Origin of the sequence: Paraburkholderia sp. Cy-641 (assembly GCF_011752945.1) — a bacterium.
Lineage (GTDB): Bacteria > Pseudomonadota > Gammaproteobacteria > Burkholderiales > Burkholderiaceae > Paraburkholderia.
Genome location: NZ_VWWM01000015.1, coordinates 106,967 through 127,156 on the forward strand (window position 1 = coordinate 106,967; position 20,190 = coordinate 127,156).

The window sequence follows — 20,190 nt, forward strand, 5'->3', positions numbered from 1 at the left end:
GATTGCAGTTTTTGAGTGTGCGTTGCTTAATCCATATTTCTATTTTGAAAGAGAAATTCAAAATGAATATGCCTCAGAAGAACGCGTATCGGCAATTCAAAAAAACAGGCAATCTATCGCAAATCTCCGCTTGCTACGAGGAGGGGCGCAACATCCTGTGGGTGATGTTGCACCCGCGGCCGCGCCCCTGCTTCAATGTCGAACTCGTGCGTGAAATTCTCGAACTCGCCCAGGCCGCCCGGGAATCCGATGTGCCGATCGACTTCTGGGTCACCGGCTCAAAGGTTCCGACGATGTTCAATGTCGGCGGGGACCTCGATTTCCTGGCGAAAGCGATTCGCATGGGAAAACGCCAGGAGCTGATGGCCTACGCACAGGCCTGCGTCGACTGCGTGTATGCAGCAGCGCGAGGGTTCGATACCGGGGCCATTTCGCTTGCGATGGTCGAAGGAACCGCACTTGGCGGAGGGTTCGAGGCAGCGCTTGCACATCATTTCCTGCTCGCTCAGCGCGACGTACAAATGGGGTTCCCGGAAATCGCGTTCAATCTCTTTCCCGGTATGGGCGGGTATTCGCTCGTCGCTCGCAAGGCAGGCATGCTGCTCGCCGAAGAGCTGATCGGCGCGGGCGAGTCGCATACGGCGCAATGGCATGCGGAGAAGGGGCTCGTCGATCAGGTATTCAAGCCGGGCGATGCCCAAGCCGCGATGCATACCTTCATCGACAAACTGCGCCCGAAACTGAACGGCATTCGCGCCATGATACGCGCGCGCCAACGCGTGTTGCCGTTGTGTCGTGCGGAATTGCTGGCGACTACTGAAGACTGGGTCGAAGCCGCCTTCGATATCAAGGAGAAAGACCTCGCCTTCATGGAGCGTCTCGTCGTCATGCAAAACCGGCGCTCGTCCAGTTTGCAAATGGGGTCTACGAATTTTTTCGAAAACGGGTAGGTCCGGTAGGGTAGGCAGTGGGCAGGGGCGTATTACGAAGGTGCGAGCTGTTTTCTTCGGTACGCCAACTGACCGCGTGTGATGCCGAGAATCGCGGCTGCCCGTGAGGCATTACCTCCGGCCTGATCGACCGCGGCGCTGACCATCGTCCTTTCCATCTGAGCGAGAGTGACGCCATGGCGGCGCATGAGTTCGCTCACGATTGCCGAGTGATCCGGTTCCGCCTCGTCCCGATGCAAAGCGGGAGCCGCTTCTGCGGTGCTCTTTTCCGAAGGAATCGACACGATGTGATCCGTTTGCGTACGCTCGCGCGAAAGCTCCTTCATCGTAATGACATGTGAAAGGTCGAGCGGCCGGTCGTTGTCGCTGAGAATGATTGCACGCTCGAGGACATTCGAAAGCTCACGGATATTGCCGGGCCAGGGGTACGAGAGCAGCGTGGCCATGGCTTCCGGCGCGAGTCCGTGGACCTGGCGGTCGTAGGCCTTCGAATAGCGCTCGACGAAGTGCGCAATAAGCACCGGGATATCTTCCTTGCGTTGCCGCAGCGGCGGAATCTGAATCGGGAAAACATATAGGCGGAAGAACAGGTCTTCCCGGAAATGGCCTGCCCGCACGGCGCCCCAAAGATCCTCGTTGGTTGCGGCAATGATGCGAACGTCAGCGTGCCGGGCCGTGCCGCTGCCGAGGCGTTCGAACTCTCCCGTTTCCAGTACGCGCAGCAATTTGCCTTGCGCGGTAAGCGGCAGGGTCGCGATCTCATCCAGAAACAGAGTGCCATTCTCGGCGAGTTCGAAACGCCCTGCACGGGCGGCCTCGGCACCGGTGAAAGCGCCGCGCTCCACACCAAACAGTTCGGCTTCCATCAAGCTCTCGGGAATGGCCGCGCAGTTTATGGCCACGAACTGCTGCGCCGCCCGGTGACTCCGCTCGTGCAGCAGGCGGGCCAAAGCGCTCTTGCCGACGCCGCTTTCCCCCAGCAACAGTGCGGTCGCCCCGGTTGGTGCCACACGGTTGATCTTCTGGACAACAGCCTGGAAAGCCGGCGACATGCCAACTATCTCCGACTTACCCTTGGACTGTTCATGCGGGAGTGCCGCCACGCGTCGCTTTTCTCTTCTTTCCTTTGCCTTGAAATCAGGCACATGATCCATGACTGGCGCGTTCAGGAACTGCAGCTCCGTCTCCGGATCGGCCCATTCGCTTGCCGGCTGGGCGATGACATGGCACACGTCGTGCCCCATTGCCCGACAGCCGATTTCCCGCACGAGGATCAGCTTCCCCATGCAGGCGCTCAGGAAGCCGCTTGCGTATCCGGTCTGTAGCCAGCATGCGGGCGTCGAACTGAAGCTATGCGACAGTCGGTGGTCTTCGTCTTCGAATGAATGTTCCCACAGGAATTCCAGACGGCAGCGCCCTTGCGTCACGTCCAGGTCCGCGCTGATCAGCTTGGAGAGGGCGACCCCCTGTAGCGCATGAAGCTGCGGGCCTCGCGCCAGCAAATCGAATATAGCGGCGCCCGGTGCATGAAGTTGTAGTGCTGTCTCCGCGTCGCGTGTGCCTGAAGAAAACCCGATGCGAGTCAGGATCGCTCTGGCGGAATAACTGCCGAGTGAGGCAATCAGTTCGCCGCGCAAATCGTTGAGCGCGGCGAGATGCATCATGATCATGCGCTGCTTGCCCAGATAGATCTGCGCCCGCTCGGGATTGAAATGGAGCTTGTCTTTGAGTAGTGCGATATCGGGGAAGTCCATGCGGCTGAGTGCTTTCGGCATCGATGTCTCCCTTGGCTTGCCGGGCGGCCTGCCAAAGGAGGTTAAAAATTTTGCAGTGGGGCATCATTTTTTTTCAGGTACCGCGAAAAATCAACCGCGACCGATTTGTGGTTTTATATTGCAATGCAACATTGTCGATGTTCTAAGTTTTATATTTTTCATAGTTTTAACGGAAAATGAGAAATGATGCGATGCATCATTTCTGTGATGGCATGATGATTGCTTGATAGATCCGGTGGCGCGATAGTGGCTGCGCAAGAAACCCCTTGAAGGAGCAGTAATCATGTCGGAGCTTTCAAGCCTGGGATACACCGTGTTCCAGGTGAGCAATTTGAGGAAATGGGAGGATTTTGCAGTTGACGTGCTTGGCCTGATGGCGGGCCAGCGAAATTCCGGTTCACTTGGCTTGCGTATGGACGAGTACGCGCAGCGCATCCTGCTGGAGGAGGGGCGCGACGACGACATTGCCGCGGCAGGCTGGCAGTTCGATACGGAGGACGAGTTGCATGCCTACATCACGCGACTGAAGAGCACGGGTCTTCCGGTCCGCGATGGCGGCAAGGACCTTGCCGCGAGCCGGCAGGTGGAGCGTGTCTTCTGTTGCGACGACCCGAATGGCTTCGTCCATGAATTTTATTGCGGCCCGACCTATGCCCCGGGTTCTGCGCCGTTTCACTCGGCGCGACTAAAGGGAGCGGGATTCGAGACGGGACGCCTCGGCATGGGACATATCCTGCCCGTTTCGAAAGACTACGTTAGGTCGCTCGACTTCTATAAGAACGTGCTCGGCCTTCGTATCAGCGACACGATTCGCGATTCGCATACCATGCCCGGTGTGATGATCGATGCGACTTTTTTTCACACGCGAACGGGGCGCCATCATTCGCTGGCCACAGCATCCATGCCTTTCCCGAAGCGGCTGCACCACGTGCTGCTTGAGGTGCAGAGCATCGACGATGTGGGTATGGCCTATGACCGCTGCCTGAATGCCGGTCTGACGATCCACGCGGGATTGGGACATCATCCCAATGACCAGATGTTCTCCTTTTACGTCCAGACGCCGTCGGGTTTCGGACTCGAGTATGGCTATGGCGGTGTCGTCATCGACGACCTTGCGTGGGAAGTGAAAAACTACAGTCAGCTGAGCGACTGGGGCCATCGGCCTCCGGCCATGTCCGTGTAAGCGGTTCGCGTTCGGGCAGGCTGTCACGACGCCCCGATTCCACCAAAGGTATTCCGTGCAGCGCACCGTGCGAGTGACACGGTGCGGTCCGTGCATCACGAATAACGGATCGGTTCTTCAATTCAGGAATACAGAATATGGCTGAAACTGCGCTAGCGAAAACGCCGGTGCGGCGCATCGATACGTTGCCGGATTGCTTCCGACAGGGAATGCGCCGCCTGGCAGCCGGCGTTTGTGTGCTGACGTCCGATCTGGACGGGATGCCGGTCGGGTTGACGGCGACGGCCGTGACCTCGTTGTCCGCGGAGCCGCCGCGCCTGCTGGCTTGCGTGAACCGCAAGGTGTCCGCGTATACGGCCTTCGAAAAGGCGCGTGCTCTATGCGTGAACGTGCTGTCCGCGAGCGACGTGGATATCGCTCGACGTTTTGCAGGGATGGTGCCGGATGTCAGCGGGCCGGATCGATTCGCGACGAGTATGTGGAAAGGCAAGGTGCCGGCATTGTCCGGCGCACTGGCGAGCTTCCAGTGCCACATAGCCGAGATGGTCCAGGCAGGCACGCATTCCATTTTGATTTGCGACGTGGAGAGTGTCGTTGTAGGAGAAGTCGACACAGCGCCGCTCGTGTACGCGCACGGGCAGTTCAGCGCGCTTGTCGACGATTCGAGTGTTAAGGAGAAGGAAGGAAATGAATGTCGCTAACGAAATGATTTACGCGCCGTCGGTGAAGGAACTGGTTGCGCGCGCCAACGCAATGATTCCTGCACTACGTGCCAGCGCCGCTGAAGTAGAACAGGCGCGCAGTGTGCCAGCAGAGACGATCGAGGCCTTCAGGCAGGCCGGTTTCTTCAAGATACTGCAACCGAGGCGCTGGGGGGGATGGGAAATGGACCCGGGCGTATTCTCCAGGGTACTGATGGAACTTGGCAGAGGGTGCCCATCCAGCGCGTGGAACATGATGATTCTGGGTGTCCACCAGTGGGAGTTCGGTACGATGGACCCGCGCGCGGGGGAAGCATTGTGGGCAACGGACCCGAATATCCTGGTCGCTTCGTCTTATGCTCCGTTCGGGAAATGTCGCCGGGTGGAAGGCGGATGGCTCGTGAGCGGCGAATGGCGAACCTCCAGTGGGTGCGATCACGCCGAAGGCGGTGCCATGCTGGGTGCGTTTGCGCTCGACGAAAAAGGCAATCCTCGCGATCACCGCGCCTTCCTCGTGTCGCGCGACGACTACGAGATTATCGACGACTGGCATGTCGTCGGACTCGGCGGTACCGGGAGTAAGAGCGTGCGTATCAAGGGCGAGGCATTCGTGCCGGATTATCGTTCGCACAGCATCGTCGACTATCGGAAATCCAACCGGCCGGAGCCGTATCTGTACCCGTTCAGCCAGGTTTTCTATGGGGCGGTGTCGTCGGTCATCATCGGCTACGCACGCGGCATGATCGATCTGTACATCGAACAGATGACGTCGCGCCAGAATGTCATGGGGCCGGGGGGCGCGGCACAGAACCCGTACGTGAAGGACAAGCTCGGCAACGCCGCATTGCTGGTCCGCTCGGCACAGGCACGCCTCGCGCAGGTCTATGCGGAAGCATCGGCTCACGTTAGCCAAGGCGAGTTGGTGCCTCTGAACGATCGCGTCTATCACGCCCTTGAAATTCAGCGCTGCGGCAAGGATTGCCTCGATGCTTCGCTCATGCTGTGGAAGAAGCTCAGTGCGCGCGCGGTTGCGCTGAGCAACCCGGCGCAATTGTGGATGCGCGCCATGCTGGTCGCTGCCAACCATATTACCCAGAACGAAGACGATACGGCGGGTGTGCTTGGCGGGTATCTGCTTGGCCAGGGTGTTCCGCCATTCCTGTTCGGTTTGCCGGAAGCACAGTAGTACCAGACACGCCCCGGAAAAGCCGCGCTATGGGCGCGGTTTGCCGGGGCGTCCGCGAGAGGTGAATGCGGTGGCATGAGTGAACGAGGGCGGGCGTGATATTCGCACCGAAGCGACCGGAGGAGCTTCAGAAGTTCGACATCGTTGGAGAGATCGGCGCGCCTTGCTCCTGGCTCGGTTTGGGGGTTGGGAATCCAGCAGGAAGGTCACATACATTCATTCCGTCCTTGCACCTATTGCATGGCAAGCGATCAGCTCGAAGTATTGTCGGACTATCAACGCGAATTCGATAAGGCCTATATCATGGCATTTGTGTTGACGACCTAAGGATGAGGTTCAATGGGAATCTGTGCATCGAGAGCTATTACTGTTAGTACCGACGTTGTCGCTCCGTACGACAACCAGCCTGGTTCGCAAGCCGTCAGGCCCGGGTCTAACCGGGAACGTCAACAGTCGCCGAGCTTTCCGCTGCAGGGCTTATCTCGTGCACCGCGCCCTTCCCGTGACGCAGGCTCGATGCCGAGTATCAGCGTTTCGCGCGTTCGACCAGAGCAACGCGAAATGAACGAGGTCAATTACGCTGCGTCCCATGCCCGGTTCGGAAAATTAAGGATCGGACAAGATCGCAAGCCGGCAGGCGAGTCGAAGGCAAACTTCCGGTTGCATCTACAGGCCCCTGACGGGCAAGCTGTCTCGGTAACTCAGGAGATGACCGCCGACAACGAAAATCCTACGTACACGAACAGATCAACGTTTGGCTATGACGTTGTCGAGCTACCGGAAGCCATGCAGGGAAAGGGCATTGGCTATTTCGTACAGTATGCGGCAGCGAGCGCGGCAACGCGACTCGGTGCCCAGCGGGTAACAGTTGACGCCGTTTCGAATGAAAGAATGGAAGCCCTTTGCACGAAAGTCGCAATGACAAACAAAGGCGCGATCGATGAATCATGCTATTCGGGTGATCCCCGCGAGGTCGCAAGACGCGCCCTGGGCAAATTGAAGGCGCATGGGTGGTCAATCGACAGTGAATGACAGGCACGTATCCTACGCAACTGCCGGCTCCTCGGAGAATCAACTCGCGCGCACCAGCCGGACCCATTGCGTAGAGAAGTCGTTAGTCGGAGCCGGCGGCGCGATGGTTTCGAAGAAGAACCGCTAATCGCATTGCCGCTATCGTCCATGAACGAATGGGAGCGGGTAGCGGAACCCATGCCATTGACAGGCTGGCATGATCAAATCCGGTTGTATTAAGCGGGTTCGATTAAACACGCTTTTACCAACCCACCGGGCGGCCACGTACGGATAATGCGATCAGAACGCAACCTGTTCACAGAGCAAGTTTCAGCCAGGCGATCTGGCAGTCCGTTGAACAGTGCCTTGTTTTGATGACCGGAGCGCTGGTTAGGGGACATCGCAACACAAATCGCAGGATTGCGTGACGGACGCTTTCAAGTTCGCCCTTACCAAAAGCGGCCCCCCCCTCCCGCCCCCCCCCCCAACCATTCATTTCGCCCCACGCGACGAAACTTCGGATGCGAGCCGGAATGCTCCGGCGCTCCGCATACAGTGATCGTGGTTTACAGACCGTTATAAGCCCTCACGGGCGATCACGCGAACGGTGCTTCTCAAACGGACTCAATTCTTGGAGTGTCGACCATGTCCAATCTGGCGATTCAGAACCCGTACCAGGCCGGTTCGCTGAATGGTCTGGATGCAGGCAGCTTCGGCGCCGGCAATGCCGGCCAGGAGCAGCTGATGTTGGAATTGCTGCAGGAAATCCTGCAGATCCTGAACCAGACGTACCAGAACCAGAACGGCAGCGGCGGCGGTGGCGCGCCCGCGGTCGGCGGTGCCGGCGCGCCGTCGGTTCCCACACCTTCCAGCGGCGGTTTCTCGCCGCCCGCACCCGCGCCCGCGAGCGCAGGCCCCGGAGGTACACCTCCGGCCAGTGCCCCGTCGGTAGGCACGACGTCGCCGAGCGGCGTGAACGGAGCCGGCGGTGGACCGTCCTCGGTCGACCTGTCGGGCTTCGGCAGCCTGCAATTGCCGAGCGGCAGCAACGGCCACGTGGATACGATCAGCGGCGGCCAGCTCGGCAATTACAACAGCCAGTATTTCCAGCACAACGGCAACGGTTCGATCACGCTGACGGTGCCGCCGGGCGGTGGCGCCCATACCGCGAATTCGAATTTCCCGCGTTCCGAACTCTCGGAAAATGGCACCTGGAAGATGTCGAGCGGTACGTCGACGCTCAGCGGAACGGTCTCGGTCGACAAGCTGCCGCCCGGCGGCGACGTCGTGTTCGGCCAGATCCACCAGCAGGTGTCGAGCGGCAAGCCGCGTCCGCCCGTCGAACTGCATTGGGACAAGGGCAACATCGTCGCGAGCGTGATGGACTCGAACTCGCCGAATGCGGGCCGCCATAACGTGACGATCGCAACCGGCGTCAAACCCGGCGAAAAGTTCTCGTACGACATGCAGATGAAGCCGAACGGTCAGCTCGATATCACGGCCGCGGGGCACAGCCAGTCGATCCAGCTGGACCCGAGCTTCAACAACGCCAATATGTACTTCAAGTCGGGCAACTACTGCCAGGACCCGGCGGGCGGCAGCGCCGTGACGCTCTACGGGCTCGGCATCTCGCATACGAAATGAACGGCGCGTAGCTCGCGCCGTTGGCCGATGGGCTGCAAGTATCTGCGAATGCGCAGCGGCGGAGCAATGCCGCATCCGTCGTCGTTTCTGCCGGCCGTCACCGTCTCTCCGTCGCGCACGATCGTCAATACGATCGTGCGCGCGCTCGAACGCATCCCGACAGCCCTCTCCAGCGCCTTCGCGCGCGCCCCGTCAAACCCGCTGTAAGCCCCGCCGGACGGGGCTTCGGCAGACATATGATTTTCTTATGAGGTCGATTTATTTTTCTGCCTCGACTTCGTCGGCGCGAGCTTCGACAATCGCGCCCATGCCGATGTATGAACCGGTACGCATGACCCGGTTCAATTGAATTCCGAACGACGAAGGATAAGCAGAAGATGAATCAGAAACACACGAATGCGCCGAGCGACGAGACGCCAGGTGCCGATGACGGACGCTGGCAGTTCTGGGTCGATCGCGGCGGCACGTTCACGGACATCGTCGCGCGCCGGCCCGACGGCGCGCTCGTTACGCACAAGCTGCTGTCGGAGAATCCCGAGCGTTACGAGGATGCAGTCGTGCAGGGCATGCGCGACCTGCTCGCCCTCGCGGCCGACGAGCCGCTGCCGGAGCAGCTCATCGAGGTCGTGAAGATGGGCACGACGGTGGCGACCAATGCGCTGCTCGAACGCAAGGGTGCCCGCACGCTGCTCGCGATCACGCGCGGTTTCGCAGACCAGTTGCGCATCGGCTATCAGGAGCGCCCCGACATCTTCGCGCGTCATATCGAGCTGCCGTCGCAGATGTACGAGCGCGTGGTCGAGATCGACGAGCGCGTCGGCGCGCACGGCGAGCAACTGCAACCGCTCGACGAGGCCGGCACGCGCGCCGCGCTCGAAGCGGCGCGCGCGAGCGGCATCACGTCGATCGCGATCGTACTGATGCACGGCTATCGTTTCCCCGAACACGAACTGCGCGTCGCCGCGATTGCGCGTGAATGCGGTTTCCGGCAGATCTCCGTGAGCCACCAGGTCAGCCCGCTGATGAAACTCGTCGGCCGGGGCGACACGACGGTGGTCGACGCGTATCTGTCGCCAGTGCTGCAGGACTACGTCGAGCGCGTGTCGCGGCAGACCGGTTCGGTGCGCCTGATGTTCATGCAGTCGAGCGGCGGTCTCGCCGACGCGAAGCATTTCCGCGGCAAGGACGCGATTTTGTCGGGGCCGGCGGGCGGCATCGTCGGTGCCGTGAGGACCTGCGAGGCGGTCGGCGAAAGCAGGGTGATCGGCTTCGACATGGGCGGCACGTCGACCGACGTCGCGCACTACGACGGCGCATTCGAGCGCGTGTTCGAGACGCAGGTCGCCGGCGTGCGGGTGCGTGCACCGATGATGGACATCCATACGGTCGCGGCCGGCGGCGGCTCGATCTGCAGCTTCGAAAACGGCCGCTTCAAGGTCGGCCCGGAATCGGCCGGCGCATGGCCCGGTCCGGCGAGCTACCGCAACGGCGGCCCGTTGACGGTGACCGACTGCAACGTGATGCTGGGCCGCGTGCAGCCCGATCATTTCCCGCACGTATTCGGCCCGGACGGCAACCTGCCGCTCGACGCCGGGACAGTCCGCCGGCGCTTCACCGAGCTGGCGCAACAGGTCGAGCGCGAGACTGGCCAGACGATGAGCCCCGAGGCGGTTGCCGAAGGATTCCTGACGGTCGCGGTCGACAGCATGGCGCAGGCGATCAAGACGATCTCGGTCGAACGCGGCCATGACGTGTCCAGCTATGCGCTGTGCGCGTTCGGCGGTGCCGGCGGCCAGCATGCATGCGCGGTCGCCGAGGCGCTCGGGATGCGCCGCATCGTGCTGCATCCGTTCGCGGGTGTGCTGTCCGCGTTCGGCATGGGGCTCGCGGATCTGCGCGTGCTGCGCGAGAAGGCCGTCGAAACGGCGCTCGACGCCGGCGCGGTCGAGGCGATCCTGAAGGAATACGAAGCACTCGAAACCGAGGCGGTCCGGCAGGTGGTCGCGCAGCGAGTGCCGCGCGAGCAGATCGCGACGGCGCGCGCGGTTCGTCTCAAGTACCAGAACACCGACTCGACGCTCGAAGTGCCGTGCGGCGACGCGCAGACGATGGTCGCCGCGTTCGAGGCGCTGCACGAGAAGCGCTACGGCTTCGTGATGAGCGACAAGCCGCTCGTGATCGAATCGATCGTCGTCGAGGCGGTCGGCAGCACCGGCACGCAGCCCGGCATCGGCGCGCCGGCCGGTGTGGCCGGCGCCACGCCGGGCGAGGTGCGGATGTTCCTCGACGGACGCGACACGGCGGTGCCGCTGTGGGTGCGCAAGACCCTCGCGGCCGGCACGAGGATCGACGGGCCGGCGCTGATCGCCGAGGACATCTCGACGATCGTGCTGCAGTCGGGCTGGCGCGCGAGCGTGCTCGACGACGGGACGCTGCGCCTCGAACAGGCCGACGACGCCGTCACCAGCGCGGCGGCCCGTCAGACGATCACGACCGAGCGCCATCCGGTGCATCTGGAGATCTTCAACAACATCTTCATGTCGATCGCGCAGCAGATGGGCGTGACGCTCGAAAAGACCTCGTATTCGGTCAACATGAAGGAGCGGCTCGATTTCTCGTGCGCGATCTTCGACCGCGCGGGTGGCCTGATCGCGAACGCGCCGCACATTCCTGTGCATCTCGGCTCGATGAGCGACAGCGTGCAGAGCGTGATCCGGCAGCACGCCGACGACATGCAGCGCGGCGACGTCTACATGCTGAACGTGCCGTACAACGGCGGCACCCATCTGCCCGACATCACGGTCGTGATGCCGGTCTACGGTCCCGACGACGCGCTGCTGTTCTACGTGGCCGCGCGCGGCCACCACGGCGACGTCGGCGGTATCACGCCGGGCTCGATGCCGCCGAACAGCACGACGATCGAGGAAGAGGGCGTGCTGCTCGACAACGTGAAGATCGTCGCGGCGGGCCGCTTTCTCGAACCGGCGGTGCGTGAAATGTTCGGGGCCGGTCCGTGGCCGAGTCGCAACGTCGACCAGAACATCGCCGACCTGACCGCGCAGATCGCCGCGTGCGAATGCGGCGCGACCGAACTGCTGCGTGCGGTCGGGCGCTACGGCGCCGACGTCGTGCTCGCGTATATGAACCACGTGCAGGACAATGCCGAGGAGGCCGTGCGCGCCGCGATCGATGCGCTCGCCGACGGCGAGTTCGCGTACGAGATGGACGATGGCGCGGTGATTCGCGTGAAGGTATCGATCGATCATGCCAGGCGCAGCGCGCGAGTCGATTTCGACGGTACCAGCGAGCAGCGCGGCAGCAACTTCAACGCGCCGCGCTCGGTCTGCAAGGCCGCGGTGCTGTACGTGTTCCGCACGCTGCTGGCGGGCAGCATTCCGATGAACGAAGGCGTGCTGCGGCCGATCGAGATCCTGATCCCGCAGGGCTCGATGCTCAATCCGGTCTATCCGGCGGCCGTCGTCGCGGGCAACGTCGAGGTGTCCCAGTCGATCACCGACGCGTTGTACGGCGCGCTGAACGTGATGGCCGGTTCGCAGGGTACGATGAACAACTTCACGTTCGGCGACGACACCCAGCAGTACTACGAAACGATCGCCGGCGGCTCCGGCGCGGGCTTGGGCCATCCGGGCACGTCGGCGGTGCAGACGCACATGACGAACTCGCGGATGACCGACCCCGAGGTGATCGAATGGCGCTTCCCGGTGATCGTCGAGCAGCACGCGATCCGCGCCGGCAGCGGCGGCGGCGGTCAGCAGGCGGGCGGCGACGGCGCGGTGCGGCGCATCCGCTTCACGCGCGCGATGACCGCGAACATCCTCGCGAACCGCCGCAGGGTGCCGCCGTTCGGGCTCGCGGGCGGCGAGAACGGCCGCCCCGGGCGGAACTGGATCGAGCGGGCCGGCGGCGAGGTCGAGCGTTTCGGCGCGACCCATACGGCCCAGGTTAATCCGGGCGACGTGTTCGTGATCGAAACGCCGGGCGGCGGCGGCTACGGCCGCACGGCCTGAGCCCGGCGGGCGGCGCGCAGCGTGATGGGGGCGCGCCGCCCGTGCGGCAGTGAAATTCACCCTACCGGCGGTTGGGAACACCACCCGCCGCCGGACCAATCAGGAGACCAACGATGCACCCCACGGCAGTCAATCTCTATCCGTTGCTTGGCGTTCTCGTCATCGTCGCGGGATTCGTCCTGCGTTTCAATCCGATGCTGATCGTCACGGTGGCGGCGATCGTCACTGGTTTCGCCGCGCACTTTCCGGTCGAACGCATTCTCGAGGCGATCGGCAGCGGCTTCGTCAAGACCCGCGTGATCCCGCTCATCATCCTGTTGCCGCTGCCGGTGATCGGCCTGCTCGAACGGCACGGGCTGCGCGAGCGCGCGCAGATCTGGATCAGCGGCATTCGCGCGGCCACACCGGGGCGGCTCCTGATCGCCTATCTGTTCGTGCGCGAGATCACGGCTGGGCTCGGCCTGACCGGGCTCGGCGGCCATCCGCAGATGGTTCGCCCGCTGATCGCGCCGATGGCCGAGGGCGCCGCCGCGCGCTTCGGCAAGCTCGGCGACACCGAGCGCTACCGGATTCGCGCGTTCGCGGCGGCGTCCGACAACGTCGGCCTGTTCTTCGGCGAGGATATTTTCGTCGCGTTCGGCGCGATCGTGCTGATGGTCACGTTCCTCAAAGAGGCCGGCATCACGGTGGAGCCGCTGCACGTCGCCGTGTGGGGCATCCCGGTCGCCGTCGCCGCGTTCGTCGTGCATAGCTTGCGGCTGCGGCGGCTCGACCGCTGGCTCGAACGCCGAGCGCAGGCTTCGTCCGAGACGCCCGACAGTCCCTCTCACGCCGCCGCGCCGGCCAACGGAGAACACGCATGACGATCCTGCTCAACTATTTCTTCTGGCTGCTCGGCGTACTGCTGTTCGTCGTCGGCGGCATCATCGTTTGCGATCGTGAGCATCCCAAACGGTTTCTCGCCGGCGGTTTCTGGATACTCTACGGCGTCGTGTTCGTGGTCGGCGACCGGTTGCCTGCCGCCGTGGTCGGCGGGCTCGTCGTCGCGATGGCGCTGGTGGCGGGCTTCGGCGGCGTGACGGGCGGCAAGCCGAAGGTCCGCACCGAGAGCGAGCGCTTCGAGCGCGCGAAGCAGCTCGGCAACCGGCTGTTCGCGCCGGCGCTGACGATCCCGCTCGTCACCGTGATCGGCACGCTGCTGTCGTCGCATCTCGTGTTCGGCGGCATGCCGCTGATCGATCCGAAGAACGTCACGCTCGTCTCGTTCGGCATCGGCTGCGTCGCCGCGCTCGCGCTCGCATGCTGGCTGACGCGCGACTCGGTTGCGCAGTCGGTCCGCGAATCGCGCCGGCTGATCGACGCGCTGTCGTGGGCGGTGGTGCTGCCGCAACTGCTCGGGATGCTCGGGCTGGTGTTCGCCGATGCCGGCGTCGGCAAGGCGGTCGCTCATGTCAGCACGACCTACATCGACCTCGACCATCGCTTCGTCGCGGTCGTCGTCTATTGCGTCGGGATGGCGCTCTTCACGGTCATCATGGGCAACGGCTTTGCGGCGTTTCCGGTGATGACGGGCGGCATCGGCGTGCCGATCCTGGTCGGCGTGTTCCACGGCAACCCGGCGACGATGGCCGCGATCGGCATGTTCTCCGGCTACTGCGGCACGCTATTAACGCCGATGGCGGCGAACTACAATATCGTCCCGGCCGCGCTGCTCGAATTGCCGGACAAATACGGCGTGATTCGCGCGCAGGTGCCGACCGCGCTGATCATGCTGGTCGTCAATATCGTGCTGCTCAATTCGCTGATGTTCCTCTGATACCCGCAGCGGCTCGGCGGCAGCGAATCGCTGCGCGCCGATTTTTTCGCCTCGTATCGACAGAGAGATCACGTGAACCTGAAGTTTCTGGAAACCTTTATCTGGGTCGCGAAGCTGCACAGCTTCAGCCTCGCGGCCGACAAGCTCCATTCGACGCAAGCCGCCGTCTCCAGCCGGATTCTCGCGCTGGAGCAGCAACTGGGCGTCAGACTGTTCGCGCGCGGCCCGCGGGGCACGAGCCTCACGCCCGCGGGCGAGCGCGTGCTGGCGTATGCCGAGCAGGTCAACGAATCGATGGCGCGGCTGCGCGCGTCGCTGCATGGCGAGAAGCTCGCGTTCGGCACGATCCGGATCGGCGCGATGGACAGTGCGATCCATTCGTGGTTCGTCGATTTCGTCGCGGACGTAATGGAGCACTATCCGAATCTCGACATCGAGGTCACCGTCGAGACCGCGCTGACGCTCAACGAGCAGTTGCGGCGCGGCATGCTCGACATGGTGATCCAGACCGACATGCTACGCGACGAGACGATCCGCAGCATCGAGGTGCTCGAACTGCCGATCAGCTGGATCGCGGCGGCGGATTCGCCGATCGTGACGGGGCCCAGGCCCGAATCGCCGACGGCGGCGCTGCGCTGGCTCGGCGGCGAACGCCTGATCACGTATTCGCGCCATTCGCGTCCGCACCAGGATCTGCTGCGGCTAATGCAGTCGTACGGGCTCGGCGAGTCGCGCGTGAACTGCATGAATTCCGTGGCGGCGATGGTGAAGCTGACGCAGGCCGGCTTCGGCGTCGTGGCGATGCCGGCGGCGCTCGTCGAAGACGCGCTGCAGAACGGCGTGCTGCATCGAATCGAAGGGCTGGAAGTGCCGCCGCCGCTGCCGTTCGTAATGGCGTGGCGCGACGGCACAGACTGGACCGATCGACTCGTCGAGATCGCGATCGGCACCGTGCGGCGCTACGCGCAGCGGCTCGGCGAGGGCGCCGCGCGCGTCACGGTCTGAGCCGCGCGCGGCCTATCCGATTTTCTTGTGCGGACGATTTAATTTTCTTGCTCGACCGACCGGCGGCGCATGCGTAAAGATGTGGCCGCCGGCCTGCCGCGTCGCGTTGCCTCGCGTTACGTTGCGATGGGCAGAGCCGGGAATGGATCGGCAAAACAGATAAATCGTTTAGGAATGACAATAAAATGAAGAATCTCATCTGCGGGGTAGCGCTGGCAGGCGCATGCGGTGGCGCGTGGGCGCAATCGAGCGTCACGCTGTACGGCCTCATCGACCAGGCGGTGCGCTTTCAGACTTCGGCGACAGGGCATGTCGTCAGCCTCAACGAAGGAGCGATCAACGGCAACCGCTGGGGGCTGAAGGGGAGCGAGGATCTGGGCGGCGGCCTGCGGGCGATCTTCCAGCTCGAATCCGGCTTCAATATCGCGAACGGCAAGAGCGATCAGCAGGGACAACTATTCGGCCGCCAGGCATGGATGGGACTGCAGGACGACACGTGGGGCACGCTGAAGCTGGGCCGGCAGTATGGCGGCATCTACAATTTCTACGCGTTCAATTTCGATCCGCTCGGCGGCGGCAATATCAACGTGACCGACTGGTCGTTGTTCCTCACCGGCATCCGCTTCGACAACACTGCCGAGTACGACAACAATCTCGGCCCGGTGACGGTGCAACTGCAGCGCTCGTTCGGCGGCCAGCCGGGCAGCGCGTCGTCAGGCAGCACCACCAGCGCCTTTCTGATCTACAACTTCGCGGGCGGCAAAGTCGGCATCAGCGGCGCCGAGTCGAAGGACGGCGCAGGCCACAAGCTGACGGTCGGCTCGGCCGGCGGCACCTACGCCTGGGGCTCCGTCGGCCTGTATCTGTACGGCATCGATGCGCGCCGCGACGCCGGCTTCTCGGTCGCTGCATCGAACAGCGGCGGCCCGCTCGCGAACACCAACATCATCAGCAATGCGACGACGCTGTCGGGTCCGCAGACGTCGGCACGCGACGACGTGTTCGTGCGCGTCGGTGCAACGTGGAAGGCGGCGCCGCAATGGCGTTTCATCGCGTCCTACGCGTACGACCACGCGAACAACGTCGCGCCAGGTCAGAACGGCACGATCCAGACGGTCTATGGGATCGTCGACTATCTGCTGAGCCCGCGCACGGACGTTTATCTCGAGGTGGACCGTAGCCACCTGAGCGGCGCGTCCGTCAACGATCCGAACGGCCCGCTCGCGTTCGGCGGCGAGGCCAACAACTTCGGCGCGAGCCTGAGTTTGCGCACGGTGTTCTGAGTGCGGGGCGGCCGCATGCCGGCCGCCCCGCACCGCTGTCTTCGCATATCGCAATGAAACTGCGCGGGGGGTGCCCGATCCGGCCTCGGGATATGAGACCTTGATCCATCAATAACGCATTAATGACATAACAACGAGTGGAGATCATGTCATCATCCAGAGTGGAAAGTTATGCCATGCGACCGATGGGCGGTTCGGTCAGCAATCCTGAGCAGGCGGCCCCCCCTGAGCCGGTCGAGATGCCCCAGGATGTCGCGGCGAAAACGACCCAGCGAAGTTCCGGCGGCGTGCTCGGCTCACTGGCTCGATTCGCCCGGCCTGCATCCACTACCCTGAATTTCGGATTGTTCGGTTCGAGAACCACCGCGCGGCCGACCGGTCCGAGAGCGCCGGTAAACGCCGACAAGCCGCGGACGGAAGGAACCGGCACCCACGGCTACGGGTTGTTCGGGGTCGCCCAGCATGCGCTGAGCCGTTTTACCGGTGTATCGGGCAAGGACTCCGCTTATACCTCGCATGAGCAGATCAAGACCCGCGCGGGAATGCAGCGCGTGGTAGCGGCCGAGTTCGGCATCGGCGACATCTCGACTGTCGCGGCCGACGCGCCGCTGCGCCGGATGCTCGACACCCTGGCCGGGCAGCTCGTCAATCACGAGCATGTGGCGCTGGCAGGGCTGGCGCTGGCTCGCGTATGCAACGGCGACGCCATGCGTGCGAGTGCCGCATGCGATGCGATGCGCAACCCGGCGGCCGCGACGCCCGATGCGAACCGCGACGCGTTTGCGATGCAGCGTGCGCTGGTCAACGGCGGCAACGGTCTCGACGCGGTGCGCATGCTGCGCCACTTGCCCGACATCCGGGATCAGGACCGCGTCGGTCACGCGGCCCAATCGCAAGCGCTGAATACGCAGATGAACTGTGCGGAAAGACTGCTGCAGCGCTGGCCGCCGGTGGCGGGGCCCGCTCCCGATACGGTCGAGGAACTGATCCGGATGATCAACACCGCGTTGCCCGCCGGGCAGCGCCAGGCCGACATCCCGACCGACGCCTACATGAAGCCGTCGTTGCAGGCGCTCGCGACTTCGATCGAGGGCCGTGCCTTGGTCGCATCGGCCGTACTCCTCAAGAATCCGGGCGCGAAGCTGGAGAAAAATCTCGGCAAGGCATACCTGCCTGCCCGCAACAATATTTTCGACGAGGCACAGGTCCGCGACTTTAGCGCCGAGATGTTCGGCATGCTGCGCGATGGACTGAACGCGGCCGCCGCCGGCTCCATGCTGGGGCTGGGCACAGTCGTCAACAGCACGCCGCTGACTTCGCTGAAACAGGGCACGGGCGGACAGATGATGCGCGAGCCCAAAGCCGATTTCCTGGAATTCCAGCAGGCCGCCGTGCGCTCGATCGGTGCCCTCGTCGGAGGTTTTGATCCGGCCGCCGCTGGCGCGACCTTGTCGCCGGATACGATCCGCAACATGGTGCGTGCCTTTGCCGTCGCTGCATGGTGCAAGCAGGTGGGAACCCAGGGATGGGCGGATACGCATCGATTCAGCGCCGACGATCGGACGGAAATCGCGCGCACGGCTCAGCAGGGGCTCGGCATCACTCACGATGCGCAGCAACTTCGCGAACTTGGGCGGCAGGTCGGCGCGTTGGAATCGGTGGACCTCAAGACGCTGGGCGCGTGGCTCGGTGACGTCGGCATCGACGTATCGCCGGGCACTGAACACGGCGATCGCCTGGCCTCGCTGAATCGTTTCGAGCGACACGGCAACACCTTCGCCGGCGGCCAGTTGGACACCGTAAAACTGAACGATGCGGTAACGGCGGTGGCCGCCCATTTGCGGGCGGCCCCGGGAAATGCGCTGGAGAACGAACTGCGTGCCAGCGCGCTGGAATACTGGACCGCATCGAGCAGTCAGCCGACGGCTGCCGGTCATGCCCAGGGATGGACGAGAGGCACGCCACTGTCGGAGCACGAGCGCGAGGAACTCGTCCGAACCGTGGCCGGCAAGCTCGGCCGTACCGTCGACGACGTGAAGCATTCCGCCGAATTCGCGCAGATCGGTCCGATGGGCGTCGACACCTTGCGTGCCTGGGCCCGCCACGGCGGCATCACGAACGGGCCGGTGCACGACCAGTTGGCGGCGCTGACGTCGGGCATCGAGCCGGACGCGGACGATTTCGTCGACGGTGTTCGCGCCGCGATCATGGGAGCCCGCACCACGTATCCGGTCATCATGCAGCGCACCGAGCGCATGGGTTTCAATATGAATGTCCCGCTGGCGATCAGAAAGGCGATGGAGGATATCAAGCCCGCCTTGCCGAAGATGCCGGGCGAGAGCGCCGACATGTCGCTACTGATGGGGCCCGACGTGGCGGTGGCCGGAAGCCGGGTACGATCGGTCGTGGCGGGTTCCACCGCCATCGCGGGGTCGCTCGACGTGACGCGCGGCTACGGCGTCGGCGGGCACGCGGGCTGGGCGACCGTCGCTACCGCCAATATCGGGGCGCCGCAGGTCGTCAAGGCGCAAGGCACGGTCACAGGGCAGTTGTGGATGAACGGCGACGCCACCGTCTCGAAGGGGTGGACGCTGCGCTCCCGCATGGTGTCGGGTCAGCCCGAAGCATGGCGCACGCAACTGCTGGCTGGCTATGACGCGATGTTCGGCCGACGCGGCGACCGCCCCGCGACCCCGGAAGATCTGTTCGACCGTTTGTGCGAACAGCATGCCGCCAATCCCGAGCTGTCGATCAGCCCGCTCGAAGTGACGCGCTACAGCGGCGGTCCGAGTTTCACCGTCACCGTCGGCTTGCGCGGCGACGCGAACAACTGGAAACCGGGCGTGTCGCTGAGCCTCGGCGGCGCGGCGTCCTATACCGCGTCGGGACGCGGCGACGTGGGCGCCGGCACCATCAGGACGAGCATCGCCAACAATACGTTCGCGGCTTCCGCGACGACCAGCGCATCGATCGCCGTCGGCGTGCCGACGGTCAGCAAGGCGCAGGGACCAGTCGCGACGATCTCGTTTCCGTCGATTCCCGTCGTCGGCGTGAGTGTCGTGACCGTGCCGGTGGCGCGCGGCGGAACGGCGCGCATTTCCACCGAGGACGGCAAGATCGCGCCCACGACCGTGTGGGACGACGAAAGCGTCAGAGTGCAGGATCTGACCGTGCGGACCGAAAGGCCGGAGCGCCGGCGCTCGTGGATCGCTTCGCTGGGCGGCGGCGCCGAGGGCGAGAGAAAGCTCAATGCGTTCCTGAACCTTTGCGAAGGCGAGGCCGACAAGGGCAATCTGCTGATTGCCGATCGCCAGATCATCACGCCGGTCGCCGTGGAGAAGATCAATACGCTGCTGTCGCTGCGGGAGATCCATGTCGCCGGCGCGGCGACGACACCGGAAGATCGGGCCCGATACGACGAATGCAGCCGGGCGATCAGCGCGATCCTGCAAGCGAACGACAGCTGGAAGAACCGCTTCCTGTACCTGCTCGAAAACACGGTCATTCGCGACGTGGTCGGCCCCGACACGGTGTTGACGGCGCAGACGGTCAACGAAGTGCTGACGCCGCATCAACTGCACGCGTTGCCGGCCGAAAATTGACCGCGT

14 protein-coding genes are annotated in these 20,190 nt (G+C 63.5%); 13 read left to right on the top strand and 1 reads right to left on the bottom strand.

The genetic code is table 11. The annotated features are described in order from the left end of the window. Window positions 1-62 precede the first annotated feature (62 nt). Window positions 63-950: a crotonase/enoyl-CoA hydratase family protein gene (locus F3J20_RS10240; RefSeq protein ID WP_167044183.1), complete on the top strand. Its 888-nt coding sequence runs from the start codon at window positions 63-65 to the stop codon at window positions 948-950. A gap of 32 nt (window positions 951-982) precedes the next feature. On the opposite strand, the gene F3J20_RS10245 is transcribed toward F3J20_RS10240, so the two are convergent. Further along, window positions 983-2,725: a sigma-54-dependent Fis family transcriptional regulator gene (locus F3J20_RS10245; RefSeq protein WP_167044180.1), complete on the bottom strand. Its 1,743-nt coding sequence runs from the start codon at window positions 2,723-2,725 to the stop codon at window positions 983-985. Window positions 2,726-3,008: 283 nt separating this feature from the next. On the opposite strand from F3J20_RS10245, the gene F3J20_RS10250 reads away from it, so the two are divergent. The 12 genes from F3J20_RS10250 to F3J20_RS10305 all read left to right on the top strand — a co-directional run bounded on the left by F3J20_RS10250 (window position 3,009) and on the right by F3J20_RS10305 (window position 20,184). Continuing rightward, the gene (locus F3J20_RS10250) at window positions 3,009-3,908 is read left to right on the top strand and encodes a VOC family protein (RefSeq protein WP_167044177.1); all 900 of its coding nucleotides are present in this window, start codon (window positions 3,009-3,011) and stop codon (window positions 3,906-3,908) included. A gap of 137 nt (window positions 3,909-4,045) precedes the next feature. Further along, on the top strand, window positions 4,046-4,609 hold the full coding sequence (locus F3J20_RS10255) for a flavin reductase family protein (protein WP_167044174.1): 564 nt from the start codon (window positions 4,046-4,048) through the stop codon (window positions 4,607-4,609). Then, window positions 4,596-5,795, top strand: a complete 1,200-nt coding sequence (locus tag F3J20_RS10260) for an acyl-CoA dehydrogenase family protein (RefSeq protein ID WP_205193010.1) — start codon at window positions 4,596-4,598, stop codon at window positions 5,793-5,795. The genes F3J20_RS10255 and F3J20_RS10260 overlap by 14 nt, the downstream gene beginning before the upstream one ends. Before the next feature lie 561 nt (window positions 5,796-6,356). After that, window positions 6,357-6,827: a hypothetical protein gene (locus tag F3J20_RS10265; protein ID WP_167044171.1), complete on the top strand. Its 471-nt coding sequence runs from the start codon at window positions 6,357-6,359 to the stop codon at window positions 6,825-6,827. Window positions 6,828-7,451: 624 nt separating this feature from the next. After that, window positions 7,452-8,450 (top strand): polysaccharide lyase family 7 protein, encoded by a 999-nt coding sequence (locus F3J20_RS10270; RefSeq protein ID WP_167283313.1) that lies wholly within the window; start codon window positions 7,452-7,454, stop codon window positions 8,448-8,450. A gap of 66 nt (window positions 8,451-8,516) precedes the next feature. Then, complete coding sequence (locus tag F3J20_RS10275) at window positions 8,517-8,657, top strand: hypothetical protein (RefSeq protein WP_167283314.1); 141 nt, start codon at window positions 8,517-8,519, stop codon at window positions 8,655-8,657. Window positions 8,658-8,827: 170 nt separating this feature from the next. Continuing rightward, entirely contained in the window at window positions 8,828-12,478 is a 3,651-nt protein-coding gene (locus F3J20_RS10280) for a hydantoinase B/oxoprolinase family protein (protein ID WP_167283315.1), read from the top strand. 113 nt (window positions 12,479-12,591) lie between these two features. Then, the gene (locus F3J20_RS10285; protein WP_167283316.1) at window positions 12,592-13,341 is read left to right on the top strand and encodes a DUF969 domain-containing protein; all 750 of its coding nucleotides are present in this window, start codon (window positions 12,592-12,594) and stop codon (window positions 13,339-13,341) included. Further along, window positions 13,338-14,294, top strand: a complete 957-nt coding sequence (locus tag F3J20_RS10290) for a DUF979 domain-containing protein (protein ID WP_167283317.1) — start codon at window positions 13,338-13,340, stop codon at window positions 14,292-14,294. Before F3J20_RS10285 ends, F3J20_RS10290 begins: the two co-directional genes overlap by 4 nt. Window positions 14,295-14,366: 72 nt before the next feature. Beyond that, entirely contained in the window at window positions 14,367-15,299 is a 933-nt protein-coding gene (locus tag F3J20_RS10295; RefSeq protein ID WP_167044153.1) for a LysR family transcriptional regulator, read from the top strand. 185 nt (window positions 15,300-15,484) lie between these two features. After that, window positions 15,485-16,582 (top strand): porin, encoded by a 1,098-nt coding sequence (locus F3J20_RS10300; RefSeq protein ID WP_167283318.1) that lies wholly within the window; start codon window positions 15,485-15,487, stop codon window positions 16,580-16,582. Window positions 16,583-16,728: 146 nt separating this feature from the next. Beyond that, window positions 16,729-20,184, top strand: a complete 3,456-nt coding sequence (locus F3J20_RS10305; RefSeq protein WP_167283319.1) for a hypothetical protein — start codon at window positions 16,729-16,731, stop codon at window positions 20,182-20,184. Window positions 20,185-20,190: the final 6 nt, after the last annotated feature.

Coding starts and splice junctions, on each gene's coding strand:
- F3J20_RS10305 (WP_167283319.1), top strand. CDS start 16,729: ATGTCATCATCCAGAGTGGAAAGTTATGCCATGCGACCGATGGGCGGT.
- F3J20_RS10255 (WP_167044174.1), top strand. CDS start 4,046: ATGGCTGAAACTGCGCTAGCGAAAACGCCGGTGCGGCGCATCGATACG.
- F3J20_RS10250 (WP_167044177.1), top strand. CDS start 3,009: ATGTCGGAGCTTTCAAGCCTGGGATACACCGTGTTCCAGGTGAGCAAT.
- F3J20_RS10280 (WP_167283315.1), top strand. CDS start 8,828: ATGAATCAGAAACACACGAATGCGCCGAGCGACGAGACGCCAGGTGCC.
- F3J20_RS10270 (WP_167283313.1), top strand. CDS start 7,452: ATGTCCAATCTGGCGATTCAGAACCCGTACCAGGCCGGTTCGCTGAAT.
- F3J20_RS10240 (WP_167044183.1), top strand. CDS start 63: ATGAATATGCCTCAGAAGAACGCGTATCGGCAATTCAAAAAAACAGGC.
- F3J20_RS10260 (WP_205193010.1), top strand. CDS start 4,596: ATGAATGTCGCTAACGAAATGATTTACGCGCCGTCGGTGAAGGAACTG.
- F3J20_RS10290 (WP_167283317.1), top strand. CDS start 13,338: ATGACGATCCTGCTCAACTATTTCTTCTGGCTGCTCGGCGTACTGCTG.
- F3J20_RS10245 (WP_167044180.1), bottom strand. CDS start 2,725: ATGCCGAAAGCACTCAGCCGCATGGACTTCCCCGATATCGCACTACTC.
- F3J20_RS10275 (WP_167283314.1), top strand. CDS start 8,517: ATGCCGCATCCGTCGTCGTTTCTGCCGGCCGTCACCGTCTCTCCGTCG.
- F3J20_RS10285 (WP_167283316.1), top strand. CDS start 12,592: ATGCACCCCACGGCAGTCAATCTCTATCCGTTGCTTGGCGTTCTCGTC.
- F3J20_RS10300 (WP_167283318.1), top strand. CDS start 15,485: ATGAAGAATCTCATCTGCGGGGTAGCGCTGGCAGGCGCATGCGGTGGC.
- F3J20_RS10265 (WP_167044171.1), top strand. CDS start 6,357: ATGAACGAGGTCAATTACGCTGCGTCCCATGCCCGGTTCGGAAAATTA.